The sequence below is a fragment of the Rhodopirellula sp. JB055 genome (assembly GCF_043100905.1).
Taxonomy (GTDB): Bacteria; Planctomycetota; Planctomycetia; order Pirellulales; family Pirellulaceae; genus Rhodopirellula.
The window spans coordinates 1-17,694 of sequence record NZ_JBICHO010000632.1; the positions used below are offsets into that span (position 1 = coordinate 1).

Below are 17,694 nucleotides of genomic sequence, written 5' to 3' on the forward strand. Positions count from 1 at the left end.
TTTCTATCGGTCGTCGGGTATATGATGAGGGGTGTGTTTGTTCGAAATTTGATGCCGTGTATTCTGATCCTGCATTCATTAGTGATTTTGTTCTCACTGATCACGGTGGTCACTGCATTGGTTTTGATTCCAACCCTCTAACTGCCACGCCGATTCGCTCGCGTTCTGCTGCCGATCGCCCCGATCCAGCGAGCCTCCCTGACGAAAATCCATTTGCTACAACCAGACCCGGCATCTGGAATGGTTGCCGAGGGCGATCTTGTGGGCGTGATGGTGGAAGTGGACCGTCTGGGCCGCTCCGACGTCTGGCTGGAAATTCGAGATGAACATGGACAAGAACGCCAACGCATGGTCCGGCGTTCAGACGAAAACCCGGGTGTGCTTCAACATGAAACGGAGTTCTCTGCCGCATCTCGATTGCCAGCGTACTCATCCAATCTGCCTGTTCAACAAACTCCGATTGAATACCGAATTCTCGCGGGAGACGCGGAGACCCTCTGGCACAAGCTGACTCCCCAACCTCGACCACGTGCCATTTCGTTTGTCAAAGAGTACCAGTTCCCTGCGCACACCAAACTGCCTAACAAAATCACCACCGAAGACCATGGAGACCTCACCGCATTTGTCGGCACCAAAGTGACGATGAAAGTGGAATTTGATCAACCCGTTCGAGACGCGGAAATGCAGTTCTCTTCGCGTGGATCGGGATTGGCTTTGAGCCCTGTTTCCGCCAACGAACATCAATTCGAAATCACAATTCCAATTTCGACCCCGGGCAGCTATCGAGTGGACGCGATAGGCGTTGGCACCGGTCTGAACAATCCGTTTTCACCGAGATACACGATTGATCCCGTCGTCGACCGCAACCCCATCGCCATGTGGGACGATTCGATCCCTCGTCGGCAAATTGTCTCGCCGGCCGCCGTGCTGTCGCTGCCTGGGCATCTCGAAGACGACATCCCGCTGGACTATGCGATCCAACAAATCCTGCTGGAAGGCGAGGGCCTGACGGAAACCAAAATTCAATTGAACGATCCACAGACGATCGTTCAACTGGACCTGAACTGGGACTTGGCGCGTTTTGACGGACGCGAAAAAGCGGACGCGAATTTGCCTTCCGGCAGCCGATTGAAAACTCGACTGATTGCTGTGGATCGAGCGGGGCATCGTGGGCAGTCCAATTGGATCGACATCTTCATTGCCCAGTCAGGTTTTGATCCCGACCGACATCAAGACTTGATGACGCAGCAAAAACTGACACGCCAAATCGTGGCCTGGCTCGAAGAGTTGGACCAGATCAACGAAAGCATGCACTCCAGCATGAAAGCAGCGATCGAGTCTCCCGACACACAACCGTTCCAATTGGAGCCCGAGTTTTCCAATCAATTCGAGAAGCTTCGAGACCAGTGGGAATCCATTTCTGGATTCAACGCCGTCGACGAAGACATCTCGCTCACCCCTGACGAAGCGTCCCCCACGACGATTCACAAACGGATCTCCTCGCTGAACGATCCGATCCGAATCGACCAGTGGACGCGTCTGGATTCGGCCGCCTCGTTTGCACTGGCCCAAGCGTTCCTCCAATACCAAACCTGGCAACAGATTAGCGAGCAATTCCCCAACGAGGACTCTGCCCCCCAGCGCAAACGGGCCTCCAGCTCTCATATTGGAAAACTTCGGATGCTCCGCCAGTTGTCTTCCCGGTCCATTGATTTCATTCAAGCTCTCCTAGCAGTCGAGCTTGCCAACGGACTGTCCACGGACATGGAAACGATCCAAAACAGTGCCGAGATGCTCGGCGATGCAAACGCGAATATTCCGATCACTCGACTGCCCGGGCAAAGCGAACTTCTGCAGCAACAGCTTCAACAACTCAGCGACCTGTTGAAGGTCATGGAAGCGGACCTCCCAGAAGACGTCCAGCGGCACCACGAGCAAATCCATCGCTTCGTCGATCAGCGCACACAGATCATTTCCGACGCTCGCGAAAAACTACGCACGTCACAAGACGGAAACGCGGAGCACCCTTTTCGCGACACCATGGGTCAGATTGCTACGGAAATCGAGGCCCTGCGGGTTCACAGTTTGTTGCACGGCAACGTCGCCAACCGAATCGCTTCTGCGATGAAGGAGTTCAGCGCCGAACCGATGGGATGGGGCGGACAATTGTCAACTCTGAATCGAACTGGCAAGCAATGGCGTGACCAACAACGCAAAACGGAATCACTCGCCGAGCGAGGCGACTCCAATCAATTGGCCGAATCCAAATCGATCGAGCGACTTCATCAAGAATCGTTTCAGGCAACCCGCGACACCATTCTAAAACACTTGCAACGTGCTGAACGCGTTGAAGAAACGAGAAGCGATTCGCAAGTGATCGCCACATCGGACCTCGACCTGATCTCCCGCACATTGGAAGCCATCACAACAGAAGGATTCACTTCGCCAGAAAACATGGACCTCGACGCGGTCGCGTTCTTCGACCAAGTCGCGAAGGCAGTGATGACGCTGAACGCCGGGAACCAATTGCACCGTTTCGAGAAACAGTTGCAGTTCGTAGCCGACCGCGAACGATACCCGGTCAATTCAGCCGACGCCATCATTCACCAACCCATCCGGCTCGAACACATCCAAGTCGCCAACGACATCCCGATGGCACAAGTTCGCCACCTTGGGCTGGATTCCAAGGTCGCTGATCCGCTTCGCGACACGCGTTGGAACGCCGACGCCAGTCAAGCTCGCGATCGACTGAACCGGCGTCGCTGGGCAAACGAGGCCCCCGTGTCGGCTGCCATTCCCATTGAGTCGATGCTCCAAACCTATCAATCCACCTGGAACGACCTTGACCCGATGATGGAAGCAGCTCGTGAATTCCTTCGCGGACTCACACCGAGCTTGTCCGACCAAGCACGCGAGGCAGCAAAGAAAGCCAAACAACAAAGCGCTGACATTGAAGAGGACCATTCCAAACGTTCCGACTCTCCTGAACAGGTCGCAGCGGAAGCCGAAACGAAATTTGACGACCTAAAAAATCAACTCAGCTCGATCGCCGAACAATTAGCAGACCGAGCCAACAACGCGGACTACTCTCAGTCCGCCGAAGCGCAAGCGGCTCGTGATGCCGACCGAGCCATCTCCGCGATCGAACAACAAACCGCACAAGTTGCCAATCAGCTTCACGAAAACCAACCGGATGAAGCATCCCAATCGCTCGATGAACTCTCAAAAACACTCGATACCATCGCCGACCACTTCGAAGCTCTCGATGAAGGCGAGGAGGCCGCCGAGACACGGGACGCACTCCAGGAACTGGCAACCGATTCCGAGACATCACCGTCAATGGACAACCAGTTCAATGCAGCCGAATCGGTCGCCAAAGCGAACCAGATGACTCCCGAGCAACTGCTCGAACAACTCGAAAAGAAGCTGCCCACCGATCAACCGATGCAAGAATCGCTGCAGGACATCACCGAGCAAACGGTGCGAGCGGCCGAACAAATGATTCGCGAAGCCGCAACGGAAGAAACATCCCTGCGTCGCAACCTCGAACGTTCCGACGCTGAATTCGCCGAACAGAAACGCGTCGCTCGGGATGAGTTGCGTTCCATCACGGACCGTGCCAAGGCCGTTCAGAATCACTTGCTGTCCATGGCGGATCAAGCCAGCAAGTGGGCCAACGAAGATTCTCTTCAACGCGAAATTCAACAGATTCGCGAACAGCTTTCCGGTGCAACGGAAACGGCCAAGGCGGTTCAGGACGACAACGCTCTGCTGGAGGACTTGCAAGACGCCAATCAATCGCTTCGTGAAGTCGTGCAAAATGCCTCTGAGCGAACCGCCGCGATCAACGAGAAAGCTCAACAGTTGCAAAAACAATCCCTGCACAACAACGAACAATCACGCGCCAAAGCGGCGCGGCAATTGGAATCCATGCAGCGACGTGGAAAAAACCAATACCTGCAATCGCTTCAGAAGGAGAACCAGCAATGGCATCGCAACGTCGATGAGGCTGGCCGGCGCATCCAGCAAGCACAAAACCAAGAACGCAATGCTCGGCGAAGCCTCGATCAAGCCAAGCAACAACTGAAGAAACATCCCGGCGAAGACTGGGCCGAGAAAAACGTGGCGGAGAAACAGGCTCAAGTCGACAATGCGAAAACGGCTGCGGCAGCGGCCAAGCAAACTCGCGATTCGGCTCGTGATTCCGAACGCCTGGCCAAACAGCATTATGAAGCAGCTCGCAATCGAGTGGTGGCCAACCTGGACGCTCCCAATCCCGCAGCTGAAATGCTCTCGCGAGTCACCGAGCAAGCCGTCGAGGAACTGCAGGAACTCGCCACGTCACTTGCTTCCAATCAAGAAGCCCTTGCGATCGATAGCTCGCTCACACCTCCTGCGTCGTCGAATCAACCTCTCGCCGAGCAGCAACAGAGACTTCAATCATCCGTTGCGATGGCAGCCGAAGAACTCCGACGGGCCGCGCGACACGAAGAACGTCTGGGCAACCAAGCATCCGCTGACAAACTGGACGAGGTCGCGGAGGAAATCCAAGCGGTCAACCAACAACCAATGAGCGAAGCCCAAGAATCCTTGCAGTCCGGGCGAGCCAGCCAAGCCAATGATCAGCTCGCTCAAGCCGCCGCGCAGTTGCAAGCAAAAGCGGATGCACTCGCTCAACAAACGGCCAACGATTCGACCGACCAGCAAGCGGGCGCAAACACCGGTTCGGAAAACGATCCCTCTTCTTCACAAGGGCAAAAATTGGCGAAGACGCTGGACGAACTGGACCGAGCTCTTCATTCGCCGCCACCTGAACCAACCGGAGATGATCCGTCGTCAGATCCGTCTCAGCAATCGTCCGAAAACCAAGATTCGGATCAATCAGGCGACGGATCCGCCAGCGAATCGCCTTCCGACGCATCGGGAAGCCAGCAGGGCACCCCGTCCAATAGCGCCCAGGATTCTGGTCAGCAACAAACGTCGGGACAGGCTTCCTCGACATTGGCAGAAGCCGCCCAGCAAGCCATCCGCAACCTGGCACAACAACGCCAACGTCAGTTGCAACAAATTGCTCAAGCCGGTGAACCGTCTCAACCATCCGACCAAAATTCGTCGCAGCCCAGCAGTGCGCAAGCGAACAACCCAGCCCTGGGCGAGGGCCAAACGCATGACAATTCTCTGATCGACGCGAGCGATTGGAACATTGTCGATGGCGACTGGGGCGAACTGCGTGAACGCCAAACGGACGAGGTTATCCAAGACCGAAAAGTCCGCATCCCGATGACGTATCGCAGAGCCGTCCAAGCCTACTTCGAAGCGGTATCGGCCGAAGCAGCAAAGTCGATTAACTCCCAGTCAGGAGCGGACCGATGACCTCGATGACCACCCCCATCCACACTCGACTCGACCGCCGATCCTGGCTCGCTCAAGCCATCTCAGGCACCGGAATTGCGTGCGCAAGCATGCTCGGCTCTGAACTCGCATTGCCGGCACGCCCAGCGTCCGCCGACGAAGACCTGACAGACCTCTACGTGGAGGACGCCATTGACCAGTCCGTTCACCGGGGCGTTCAGTTTCTGTTGCGGTTGCAAAAAGACGACGGGTCAATCGCGGACCGTGGCAATGCAACGGCAATGACTTCGCTGGTCATCATGGCTCTCGCATCGATCGGAACGATCCCGGAGCCAGGCACTCCCGAGGGACGGGCGATGAGCCGAGCGATTGAATTCGTGCTGCAGCCTCGCAAGCAAATGCAGGGCTACTTTGGCCATCACGATGGATCGCGAATGTATGGCCATGGCATCACGACATTGATGCTCACAGAAATCTTGGGCATGGGCGCGACCGTCGACCAAAATGAACGGATTCACAACGCGTTGGTGCGAGCGATTCAGGTGATCCTTCAATCGCAAGCCGTTCCCAAGCCACCACGACTTCAGGGAGGATGGCGATACAAACCCGATTCGCGAGATTCCGATTTGTCGGTTTCTGTGTGGCAGGTCATGGCATTGCGATCGGCCAAGAACGATGGGTTGGACGTGCCTTCCGAAGCCATCGATTTGGCAGTGGAATACTTAAAGGAATCGTACACGTCACCGCTGGATGAAAACGGACAACCGCGAGAGAAAGTCAGTGGTTTCGCCTACACCCCTGGCACGCACCATCCCGCTTTCACGATGACTGCGGCCGGTTTGCTCGCGATGCAAACCTGCGGCCAGTACGATTCGCCGTTGGTTGCGGGAGCCGCCGCGTGGTTGCTTGAACACCCTCCTCGGACGAACGAGCGATTCTTTTTTTACGGCATGTATTACTACGCTCAAGGCATGCACCAAGTCGGCGGAGAAGCCGCCACCACCGCGGCCAAATTGGTTCCCGAGTTGCTGCTGCGATTGCAAGCGGACAACGGGTCTTGGGTCAGCCATCAAGGGGAAGAACGCAACGTCGGCGTGGCCTACGCGACTTCGCTGGCAATCCTCAGCCTCAGCGTTCGTTACCATTATTTACCGATTTACCAGCGGTAGCAGATGCCCCAACGGACGTGTTTTCACCGTGAATCGCGACCGATTTGCCAACCGTCCGATTCCGCACAATCGAATTGGATTGACAATAGGATTGGACCTGGGAATACTACCAGCAACGTTGCGTGGTGCCTGCGATCCAAAGCTTGGATCGCTGGGAACAGGGAACTTCGGTGAGATTCCGAGACGGCCCGGCCGCTGTATCCGACGCGGAGTCGCTGTACTCAGTGTCTTACAAGCAATAATTACGCTTGTGCCATTGTCATTGATCGGAATTTTCCGTGACGGACGAGAAGGCGAGCGTTTGCGAGTTTGCGTCGGGAGTCAGAAGACCTACCACGAAACGGACGCTATGTGATCTTCTTGGGCGAGATCGGCGTCGAGGCGAAATCGGATTTCGCTTGGCTGTTTCGTTGTATCCCAGTTCGAATGACAAGGCTTCTTCTGCGCGGGCATTCCCCCATGCGTTGAGCTTCGATTCGGATTGACTCGATCGCTTTGCATGCTTCCGTCTTCCAGTTCCCCATATCGCCGCTACCGAAGCGTTTTCGCCTCCGGTTTCACCCTGGTGGAATTGCTGGTCGTGCTCGCCGTCATCGGCGTCTTGGTTGGCCTGCTGTTGCCCGCCGTCCAAGCCGCACGAGAAGCCATGCGTCGTGCATCTTGTCAAAACAACATGCACCAAATCGGGTTGGCCCTGCACAACTACCATGCCGCTCACCGAAAGTTTCCTCCGGGTGCGATCGAGGTACGGCCTCAGTACCCCAACGGAAAACAATTGGCTTGGTCCGCGTTTGTTTTGCCATTCCTGGAACAATCGGGATTGCACGAACAAATTGACTTCGGGCTGGCCTTCGACGCACCTGAAAATGAACTCGCTGCCGCAACGGTCTTGCCGACCTACCTCTGTCCCAGCACACCTCGATCAGACGGACGAATCCAAGATCGCGGAGCATCCGACTACGGCGGAATCTACGGCCAGCGGATCACGGACCGAAACGATCCGCCCAACGGAATGATGCTGCACGACCGAGCCCTTGCGATGCGAGACATCCTGGATGGCAGTTCGAACACCGTGATGGTCTCGGAGGACGCCGCGTTCCCGGATGGACAATGGATCAACGGGCGAAACTTGTTCGACCAAGCGTTCCCGATCAATCAGGCCCCTGCATTTGAGAACGACATGCGTAGTTTTCATGTCGGAGGTGTGATGGTGCTTCGTGCGGACAGCTCCGTGTCCTTCCTGACGGAACAACTCGACTTAGAAATCCTGGCCGCGCTTTGCACGCGAGCCGGGCATGATGACGCCACCCTGTAATACATCATTGAAGCAAACACTCCCTGGATCTGCCGTGAACAAGCTCAAACCAAGTCGTTTCGCTCGCCGCCAACAATTGCGTTTGGCCTTGGAGCCATTGGAATCACGCCAACTTCTTGCGGCCGGACCGTACGCTCCCGCGGCCGGAGAAGTCGGCACGACCGCCATCGATCGTGAATCACCCGCCATTGTCGGATGGGCCACCGGTGTGGACGACTACTCCCCTGGGGCTGCGGTGGACGAAGCGTGGCAGGTCGCCTCTCAAGCCCTCGGTCCGGCGGAAGGCCAATCCGGCAGTATCGTTTCGCTGGGGCGATCCGGAACGCTCACACTGACATTTGAGGATCCCATTCGAGATGGATTGGGATTCGATTTCGCGGTGTTTGAGAATTCCTTTTCAGACACGTTCTTGGAACTGGGTTATGTGGAAGTCTCCTCCGATGGAGTCAACTTTTTCCGCTTTGAAAGTGATTCGCGAACAGACTCCGCCGTGGGCGCGTTTGGGTCCATTGATCCAACCAACTTGAACAATCTCGCGGGCAAGTACCGCGGAGGATTCGGCACGCCGTTCGACCTGCAAGAACTTCGCGGCACAGACGGACTCGACGTCACTGCGGTCACTCACGTCCGCTTGGTCGATGTTTACGGCGACGGCAGTTCGCTCGACGGACAAGGCGACCCGATCTACGACCCAACACCAACGGTGGGCAGTGCTGGACTGGACGTCGACGGCGTCGCTGTCCTGCACGCGAAGGAAACCGGTTCCGCCGTCATCGATTTCGAAACGTTGGGCTCCGATCTTGGCGCCGCCACCTTCTCCAACCAAGCCCCCGACGGTTTCACGCAAGAGGAACTGGCACTGAACAACGATTACAACTCGCTGTACAGAAGTTGGCAGGGCTGGGCCATCTCCAAGGAAACCGATTCCACCACGGCGGGTTTTTCGAACCAGTACAGTGCCTTCCCTGGCGTCGGGCACGATGGTTCCGACACCTACGCCGTCGGTTTCTATTCGGAGTTTGCGGAACCCGAAAACCGGCCCACCTTGGAATTGGATCCCGAAGTTGGCTCGCAGTTTGATTCACTGTGGATCACCAACACGACCTACGCTGCGCTATCGATGACCGAAGGTGACCTCTTCGCGAAGCAATTCGGCGGCGATAGCGGAACCGACCCAGACTTCTTCGAGGTCGACATCCATGGGCTGGACGCGGCGGGTGAATCCATCGGCACGGTGACCGTCACGCTCGCGGATTTCCGGTTTGAGAATTCCGCAGACGATTACATCGTGGACGAGTGGATTGAAGTCGATCTGTCGTCCTTGGGATACGCGCAAGCGTTGCAATTCGAGGTTCGATCCTCGGACGTCGGCGATTTTGGGATCAACACGCCAACCTACTTTGCAGTGGACGACGTGACCGTCCAACGCCCGCAGGTCGCCCTGGACCTCGAAGAGTCCACGATTTTGGAATCGGAATCGATGACAGGTCGAGTTTCGCGTCCCACTCTCGACAACAGTTCGCCGATGACTGTTTCGATCTCCAACTCGAACAGTTCGCTGGCGACTTTGCCAACTCAGGTCACAATCGCTGCGGGTGCCGACTACGCTGAATTCACCGTGTCGACAGCCGACGACGATTTGGCCGGTCCAGACCAAACCGTTGAATTGACTGCAACGGCTGAACTGCAGGCCTCTCGCGTTCGAGAACTGACAGTGCTCGATGACGATGCAACAGGACTCAGTTTTTCAATCAGTTCACTGCAACAAACCGAGGGCGCCACCGACAGCACGCTGACGCTTCGCCGCAACGACATCGATGTTTCCTCTGCGTTGACGGTTTCGCTCGCCGCGGAACCCGATTCGCGGTTGAACTACCCCGCGTCGCTCAACTTCCTCGCCGGCCAACGCGAAATTTCGGTGGTCATTTCCATCACCGATGACGAGAAATTCTCGCCGACTCAATCGGTTCAGTTGGTGGCAACCGCGGATGGGCATTTGGAATCGGTTGCCACGATCGAACTCGTCGATGACGATTCGAGAACGCTGACTGCCACCGCCCCAACGGCCTCCTTGGATGAAGCCAGTCCCAACCAGACCGTCACCGCGGTCATCCACCGCAATGACGCCTCGCTTGATGCCCCGATGACGATCGGATTGATCAATCCGTCATCGGACTTATTGACGATGCCATCGTCGGTCGTGATTCCGTCTGGGTTTGACTCCGTAGAAGTCACCATTGGCTTGGTCGACAACGACGTCATCAACGCCAGCCAAACATTCACGGTGATTGCCAGGAACGCAGACGCTATCGATGCGCAATTTGACGTCACCGTCATCGACGACGAAGCCCCCACTTTTGCGCTCTCTCTTCTCGACTCGCAGGGCCTCGCCTTGAACGAAGTGACCGAGGGGCAGTCCATCCAATTGTCCGTGGCTCGCCCAGCGACCAATGTTTCAGAACCTGTCACGGTCACGCTGGAACAGTCGCTCGCCGATCGCATTGATGGGCCGATGGAAATCGCGATTCCTGCTGGAGCGACATCCGCAGAAGTGACTTGGTTGATCGAAGCAGACGAGACCTTGACCGGCGACTTGGACTGGACAATCGAAGCCAATGCCACCGGCTTTGACACCGCACGTCTCGACACCACTGTCTTGGATTCTGATTCGCCAACCCTGATGCTCACCGGACCGACCGAGCCGTTGCTGGAATCCGATGCCATCTCGATCGGCGATTTCGAAACCTTCGGTCAAACCTTGGTGTCTGACGGATACGATAATAACGCAGGCCAATCGGGTGCCTTCGTCGATGGCGACTTGACATTCGGCAATTCGTTTAGCGATGCGTATGGCTTTGACAGTTGGTCTGGGTTCTCGATCAGTCGCGGGACCGACACGACGACGCCGGGATACTTCAACCAATACGCGGCCATCGCGGGCAAGGGCGCTCGCGAATCGAACACCTACGCCATTGGATACAACGGCGCAGACGCTGTGATTCAACGTTCCAACGAATCTCAACCGTTTGAATCCATCGCGGTCACCAACACCACCTACGCCGCGCTCTCGATGCTCAGCGGTGACGCGTTCGCAAAGCAGTTCGGTGGCGAATCAGGCGATGATCCTGACACGTTTGTGTTGACGATTGTCGGCAAAGACGCAAACGGCGATTCCATTGGCGAAGTCGAATTCCACCTCGCCGACTATCGCTTTGAAGACAACTCGCTGGACTACATCGTTGACGAATGGACCACCATTGACCTGACCTCAATTGGCGAAGCAACTGAACTGCACTTTTTTTTGTCGTCCACAGACGTCGGCCAGTACGGCATGAACACACCGGGTTATTTCGCGATCGATGACGTCCAACTCGCAGCCCCGGAAAATGGACTGCCGCAGCTCACCGTCCACCGACAAACGCTCGATGCCAGTGAACCACTGGAAGTGACCTTGGTCGCCAATCAAACCGACATTCAGATCCCCGAAACGATCGTGATTCCTGCGGGTGAAGAGAACGTGTCGGTGCCGGTTCGTTTGATTGACAACCGGCTGGCAGATGGCAACCGCGAAGTCTCAATCACTGCCACGGCCAACGGCTTCGCTCCTCAAACGATCTCGCTGAGCATCGAAGACAACGATGCCCCGTCGCTAACGGTGACTCACCCGTCGAATGAAACGTTGAACGAGTCACAGAGCATCGTTGTGAGCATGGAAGACGCGGGATCAAACCTCGCCCCTGAATCCTTTGACAATGGATCCGATCTTTCGGGAGCGATTGCTTCCGGCCCCTTGGAATTCCCTAACGTCTACAACGAGCAATACGGTTCCTGGAGCGGTTGGGCAGCGTCCAATGTGACCGATGTAACGACACCTGGCTATTCAAATCAATACGCCGCGTACTCGAACCTCGGCGGTGATCCTTCGGGCGGCGGTGATTCGTCCGAGACCTTTTTGATTGGCGCAGGCAGCGGTGGATCAGCACCAAGCGTGTCGTTACCCTCGACAATGCGCGACGCTCGTTTCGCATCGATCTCTTTGACCAACAGCACTTACGCCGCACTTTCAATGCAACAAGGTGACGCGTTCGCGAAACAATTTGGCGGAGAAACTGGCGACGACCCAGACTTCTTTTTGTTGACAATCGTTGGTCTGGATTCAACTGGCGAAACCGTCGGAACCATCGACTTCTATCTCGCGGACTATCGATTTGAAAACAACTCGTTGGACTACATCGTCGATGAGTGGACCACCATTGATTTGACATCGCTGGACGGAGCCTCCCAGCTTCGATTTGACCTCTCCTCCTCCGATGTCGGTGACTACGGGATGACCACCCCGGCCTATTTCGCGGCTGACAATTTGGTTTTGGATCAAGTGCCAGCGGCGCCAACGTCAATGGTGATTCATCGCAATGACGCTGACTTGAGTTCCGCACTTCCGCTGGCGTTTGAATCCGACGATTCGCGTTTTGCAATCGATTCACCGATTGAAATCCCGGCAGGAGCCGACTCGGTTCAAATCCCGGTCTCCATTTTGAATGACCGCACCGTCAATTCAGACGGTGACGCTCTCTGGACCGTTTCCGCGGACGATCATGTGGCAGGCGCTGCGACGGTTTCGATTCAAGACGATGAAACACCTGGGATCGAGGTGCATCGACTGCTCGATTCAATGGAAGTGACTGAGGGTGAAACAGTAAACCTTTTCGAGCTTCGCTTGTCAGAGCGTCCCGCGTCGGACGTCACGATCTCGGCTGAGACATTGATTGAAAACGTGGACGCCAGCAACCAGTTTTCGCTCAGTGCCGAGTCCTGGACCTTCGCACCTGACAACTGGTCCGAACCGCAAACCATTTCCGTCACCGGCAACATGGACTTCTTGCCAGAACCCAACCAAACGATCGAACTGAGATTCGAAGTCGCCAGCGAAATCAGTGACCCAGGATATGTTTCCGCAGCCTCCGTGCAGGATGCGTTCACCCTGCTGGACTATCAACCGACGGACCTGAGCCTGGCGATTGAAGCGGACCAATTGGTTCTGCGTGACAACCGTGATGATGCGATTTGGGCCTCGATCGATCGTGACGAAAACTTCGCACTGGACCTCGATGAACAAGACCAATTATTGTCCATTGCTCCTCTCGCTGCAGCCGCCGGTTTGGTCAGCATTGACATGGGTGCTGGCGACGACCACGTGGTGCTTGACACCACTTGGTTCACTTCCATTGATGGTGGAGAAGGTTTCGACCGATTAATCGCCCAGCCTACCGATGGAATTGTGAGTGATGGCGACGGGTCCAATATTGATCTGGCGGCTTGGCTGCAAAATCGGGTGGTTGGATTTGAAGAGTTAGTGCTGGGGGACTCCAGTTCTGACGAACCGCTGACCTATCTTCTGGACTCCGCTCGATTGAAGACTTTGCTGGGCGACAATCCTCCCACGATCACCAGCATCGGCAGCCAGAACCTGGAACTGACCGGAAGTTGGCAACTGGGCGTTCCACTTGTCGCGGACGGCTTGGTGCGTCAACGCTTGGTGTCCGAGACGCTTGAGATCCAAGTGATCACCAGCACTCCATGGCAGAACGCGATTCTCAGCGAGGACGTCAATGCGAACGGAGAGGTCACCGCTTTGGATGCATTGACTGTGATCAACCGGCTCAACTCGGGTGAATCCGAGGAGCTAACAACTCCAAACGACCCCAATGAATTGATCGGCCGGTTCTACGATGTTTCCGGTGACGGGCGGGTTTCAGCTTTGGATGCATTGAAAGTGATCAACTATTTGAATGGAGAAACCGCAGAGGGTGAACCTGTGGCTGCTTTTTCAAACCTTCAGCCAGTGCAATCCACCGTGAGTTCGGTTGCTGATCAGCGTCCGCAAGGATCTTGGCTCACCGACGCGGAGGATGAGATCGCGACAATCGATGCTCGACTGACAGTTGCCGAGGGCATAGCAGCACCGGCCCAACCATCTCAATCCACTGGTCTCTCCACCGAGCTGATTGACCAGTTGTGGAGCGAGTCTGGCCGAGACTCGAGCGATGATTCGGACTCATCCGAAAACGACGATTGGATCAATTCCCTCGAGTTGCTCGGTGACACCGCATGATCCCACCCGCCGCCGCACCGGAGTCGCCCTGCATTGGGGTTTGCCAGGTGAATCACCAGCAAATGTGCCTCGGATGTTTCCGAACTTTGGGGGAGATCGGCCAATGGTCGATTGCATCTCCCGCAGAAAAACGTTCCATTCTTGAGTCGGTACGCCAGCGGCGGGCCGCTCAAGCTCCACCAGTCCAATCCGTGCCGCACGAACCCAACTCGTGACGTCTCGTCGCCTGACGGGGCCGGACTCTTGGCGACCTCATTTCCGTACCTTTGACTTTCCTGCCGTACCTTTGTTTTTGATTGAGTGTTCCAGTGAATCCCAGTAACAACGTGCAACGTTTTGCAATCGTTTTGGCCATGATCGGCATCGCTGTCGCATCCCGGCTGCTCCCACACCCACCGAACTTCACGCCGCTCGCAGCAATGTGCTTGTTCGCCGGTGCGATGACCGTCTCGCCCAGAATCATGGCCGTGTCGGTGATCATCGCGATGTTGATCAGCGACGCAGTCCTTGGTTTCCATTCCTTGATGCCGGTTGTCTACGGTTGCCTTTTGGCGAACTTTGTCATCGGTCGTAAACTGGTTGGAGCCAACACAAATGCAATCCGAGTCGTCGCGGGCTCGCTGGTTGGCAGCGTGCTGTTCTTCGTGGTCACAAACTTCGCCGTTTGGGTGTCGTTCTATCCATCGACCTGGACGGGATTGACCGCCTGCTTTGCAGCAGCCATCCCGTTCTTCCAGTACACCTTGTCGGGGGACTTGGTTTACAGCGGACTGTTCTTCGGCGTTTACGCTCTGGCCACCAATGGCGTTGCCTCCATTCGCGGCAACTTTCAACCAGCTACAGTTCCTGCACGAACTGCTGAATAGTTTCGTCCAACCTGGACAGGCCGCCAAATCGAAAGCCGAGTGCTTGCAACTTGGCTGATGACATGTCACGGCCCGATGTCTTGGGACCGCCGACCAAAGTCGCCTTGGAGTTGGTTCGCTCCATCACGCGTGTGGCGATCTCGTGTTCAGAGAAAAATCGATCGCAGCAATTGTAGGTTTCGCCTGCGATCGACACTTCCGTTTCGAGCAGCGTGGTTGCCGCAGCCGCGACATCTTTGACGTGGACGACTTTTCCGCCACCGTCTGCTTTGACAGTCTCGCCACGAGCAACCGCTCGAATCAAGCCGTACCACTTCGAGTTTTCGAGTGGAGTATCGGCTCCATAGATCGAGACCGGGCGAAGACTGGCGGCTTGGATGCGGCCTGCACTGCCGTACGCATGCACCACCGTTTCCATCGATGCTTTGCAGGCACCATACAAAGAACCGGGCCGCAGCGGATGCTGTTCATCCAACGGGATCCCGTCCACAACGTGTTGGTGAACGGCGCCCGATGAAACGAATACGAAACGGTCAACCGACTGGGCACAGGCCGTTTCGAGCAGCGCGATCGATCCCATCAGATTCGTCTGGATATAATCCAGCGGCTGTTCCGGTTCCTGCATGAAACCGGCTCCCTCGCGAGCCAATGCTGTGTGCACCACAGCATCACAGCCGGCCACCAATTGCTCGATTGACGCTCGATCGTCCAGTTCGCCGTGGGTCCAATCGACTCCTTCTGAGTCAGGGGGGACGCTTTTTCGAGTCCAACCGCGCACGGAGTGGCCGTTCTCCAGCAGATTCGATACGACGTGACGCCCCAAAAAACCGGTTGCTCCGGTGACCGCAACAAGCATCCCAAACCTCCAAATGCAAAAATGAACCCACTTAAACGCACCTAGCGTTGCCCCACGGCGCACAAAACGCTTTTTGACTAGTTGACTTTCCAAAGGATCGTTAGAACGTGGGCTTCCGCCTGAAACGTTTATCCATTGAAAGCTGTCCTTTGTCTTCCACCGCATCCCCTTCTCAAGACGCCGGCACCTCGAGCAACACCGCTGTTCGAGAAGAGATCCGAAACGTCGTCATCATCGCACACGTCGACCACGGAAAAACCACGCTGGTGGATTGTCTGCTGCGGCAAAGTGGCCAGTACCGTGACGCGGAGCTTAAAGGCGAGCGGATTCTGGATTCGAACGACATTGAAAAAGAACGTGGAATCACCATTCTGTCCAAGAACATTGCGGTTCACTACCGCGGCGTGAAGATCAACTTGATCGACACCCCAGGTCACGCGGATTTCGGCGGTGAAGTTGAACGCGTCGTGCGAATGGCCGATGGTGCACTGGTGTTGGTCGACGCCGCCGAAGGCCCCATGCCACAAACGCGATTTGTCTTGGAAAAGGCACTGCAGGCCGGTGTGAAACCGATCGTGGTGGTGAACAAAGTCGACCGCCCTGACGGACGTCCTCCCGAGGCACTCGACGAAGCATTGGAATTGCTAGCTGATCTCGGTGGAGAAGAGCAACTCGATAGCGCAGCCTACGTTTTCGCGAGCGCTAAAGAAGGCTACGCGACCGATGATCCAGCCTCACCTACCGAGGACATGCGTCCGTTGTTGGATCTGCTGGTGGACCACTTGCCTGGCCCAACGGTCGACACCCAGTCCGATTTTCAAATGATGGTCACCACATTGGACTGGAGCGAATACGTTGGCCGAATCGCCGTGGGCCGCGTCAACGCGGGAACCATCCAAACGGGTCAGGCACTCGATGTTCATACCATCGATTCCGCGGGCAATCCAATCGTCCGAAAAGTCAAAGCCTCGGGCTTGTACGTGTTTGACAAACTGGGACGTGTACCTGCAGAAAGCGCTGGTGCAGGTGACTTGATCGCACTGGAAGGCCTTGAAGACGTCGAAATCGGTGACACCATCACGGCCTGCGACACAGGCAAAGCGTTGCCACGACTGAAAGTCGATGAGCCCACCTTGGAAATGGTTTTCAGTGTCAACTCGTCACCGTTGGCTGGCCGCGAAGGCAAGTACGTGACAACGCGTCAGATCAAAGCCCGACTAGAAAAAGAACTGGAACGCAACGTCGCTCTGCGCGTTTCCATGATCGAAGGCACCGAAGCCTATGCGGTTGCCGGACGAGGCGTGCTTCACTTAGCCGTTTTGATCGAAACCATGCGTCGAGAAGGCTACGAACTCAGCGTCGGAAAGCCACGTGTGGTCTTCAAGGAAATCGACGGCAAGAAGCACGAGCCATTTGAAACGCTGCGAGTGGAAGTCCCCACCGAAGCAATGGGTCCCGTGATGGAACTCGTCGGTTTGCGACGGGGACAGCTCGAAGAAATGAAGCAGCGTGGTGACTATAGCCTGCTCCGCTTCGTCGTCCCATCGCGTGGTTTGATTGGCTTAAGAACGCGATTGCTCAACGCAACTCGCGGAACCGCCATCATCCACCATCGATTCGAAAGCTATCGTGTGGTGGAAGGCGATGTACCGCGCCGTGCCAACGGAGTGTTGATCTCCATGGTCGGTGGCAAAACCATGCCGTTCGCCTTGTTCGCACTGCAAGACCGTGCCGAGTTGTTTGTTCCCCCAGGCACCGAGGTATACGAGGGCATGATCGTCGGCGAAAACGCTCGCGAAAACGACATGACCGTGAACCCGTGTCGCGAGAAAAAGCTGACCAACATGCGTGCCAGCGGCAGCGATGAAAACGTCATCCTGAAACCACCACGTGACATGTCGCTCGAAGCCGCCCTGGAATACATCGAAGACGACGAATTGGTCGAGGTCACCCCAGAGTCCATTCGTCTTCGAAAGATTCTTTTGAAAGAATCAGACCGTCGTCGCAAAGGCCGCAACGGCTGA

Annotated in this window: 8 protein-coding genes and 1 riboswitch; of the genes, 7 read left to right on the top strand and 1 reads right to left on the bottom strand. The window is 56.1% G+C overall.

The features are described from left to right. Nucleotides 1-213 precede the first annotated feature (213 nt). The 6 genes from ACF8AM_RS24425 to ACF8AM_RS24450 all read left to right on the top strand — a co-directional run bounded on the left by ACF8AM_RS24425 (nucleotide 214) and on the right by ACF8AM_RS24450 (nucleotide 14,814). Nucleotides 214-5,373, top strand: a complete 5,160-nt coding sequence (locus ACF8AM_RS24425; protein ID WP_392558159.1) for a peptidase — start codon at nucleotides 214-216, stop codon at nucleotides 5,371-5,373. A 5-nt stretch (nucleotides 5,374-5,378) separates the two neighbouring features. After that, nucleotides 5,379-6,521: a prenyltransferase/squalene oxidase repeat-containing protein gene (locus ACF8AM_RS24430; protein ID WP_392558160.1), complete on the top strand. Its 1,143-nt coding sequence runs from the start codon at nucleotides 5,379-5,381 to the stop codon at nucleotides 6,519-6,521. A gap of 106 nt (nucleotides 6,522-6,627) precedes the next feature. Continuing rightward, nucleotides 6,628-6,874, top strand: a riboswitch (cobalamin riboswitch). Nucleotides 6,875-7,020: 146 nt separating this feature from the next. Beyond that, on the top strand, nucleotides 7,021-7,836 hold the full coding sequence (locus tag ACF8AM_RS24435) for a DUF1559 domain-containing protein (protein ID WP_392558161.1): 816 nt from the start codon (nucleotides 7,021-7,023) through the stop codon (nucleotides 7,834-7,836). 34 nt (nucleotides 7,837-7,870) lie between these two features. Next, nucleotides 7,871-13,948, top strand: coding sequence for a DUF4465 domain-containing protein (locus tag ACF8AM_RS24440; protein ID WP_392558162.1), 6,078 nt, complete (start codon nucleotides 7,871-7,873; stop codon nucleotides 13,946-13,948). Nucleotides 13,949-14,010: 62 nt separating this feature from the next. After that, nucleotides 14,011-14,163 (top strand): DUF1289 domain-containing protein, encoded by a 153-nt coding sequence (locus ACF8AM_RS24445; RefSeq protein ID WP_392558182.1) that lies wholly within the window; start codon nucleotides 14,011-14,013, stop codon nucleotides 14,161-14,163. Between the two features lie 93 nt (nucleotides 14,164-14,256). Further along, nucleotides 14,257-14,814, top strand: coding sequence for a DUF6580 family putative transport protein (locus ACF8AM_RS24450; RefSeq protein ID WP_392558163.1), 558 nt, complete (start codon nucleotides 14,257-14,259; stop codon nucleotides 14,812-14,814). Here ACF8AM_RS24450 and ACF8AM_RS24455 read toward each other — a convergent pair. Then, nucleotides 14,786-15,670 carry an NAD-dependent epimerase/dehydratase family protein gene (locus ACF8AM_RS24455; RefSeq protein ID WP_392558164.1) on the bottom strand — a complete coding sequence of 295 codons (885 nt, stop codon included), beginning with the start codon at nucleotides 15,668-15,670 and terminating at the stop codon, nucleotides 14,786-14,788. The genes ACF8AM_RS24450 and ACF8AM_RS24455 overlap by 29 nt on opposite strands. Nucleotides 15,671-15,819: 149 nt before the next feature. Between ACF8AM_RS24455 and typA the strand changes: the two genes are divergently transcribed. Further along, nucleotides 15,820-17,694 (top strand): translational GTPase TypA, encoded by a 1,875-nt coding sequence (typA, locus tag ACF8AM_RS24460; RefSeq protein ID WP_392558165.1) that lies wholly within the window; start codon nucleotides 15,820-15,822, stop codon nucleotides 17,692-17,694.

What these genes read in the sequence shown, in the direction of transcription:
- ACF8AM_RS24430 (WP_392558160.1), top strand. Translation starts at nt 5,379, where the DNA reads ATGACCACCCCCATCCACACTCGACTCGACCGCCGATCCTGGCTCGCT.
- ACF8AM_RS24435 (WP_392558161.1), top strand. Translation starts at nt 7,021, where the DNA reads ATGCTTCCGTCTTCCAGTTCCCCATATCGCCGCTACCGAAGCGTTTTC.
- ACF8AM_RS24455 (WP_392558164.1), bottom strand. Translation starts at nt 15,670, where the DNA reads ATGCTTGTTGCGGTCACCGGAGCAACCGGTTTTTTGGGGCGTCACGTC.
- ACF8AM_RS24445 (WP_392558182.1), top strand. Translation starts at nt 14,011, where the DNA reads ATGTGCCTCGGATGTTTCCGAACTTTGGGGGAGATCGGCCAATGGTCG.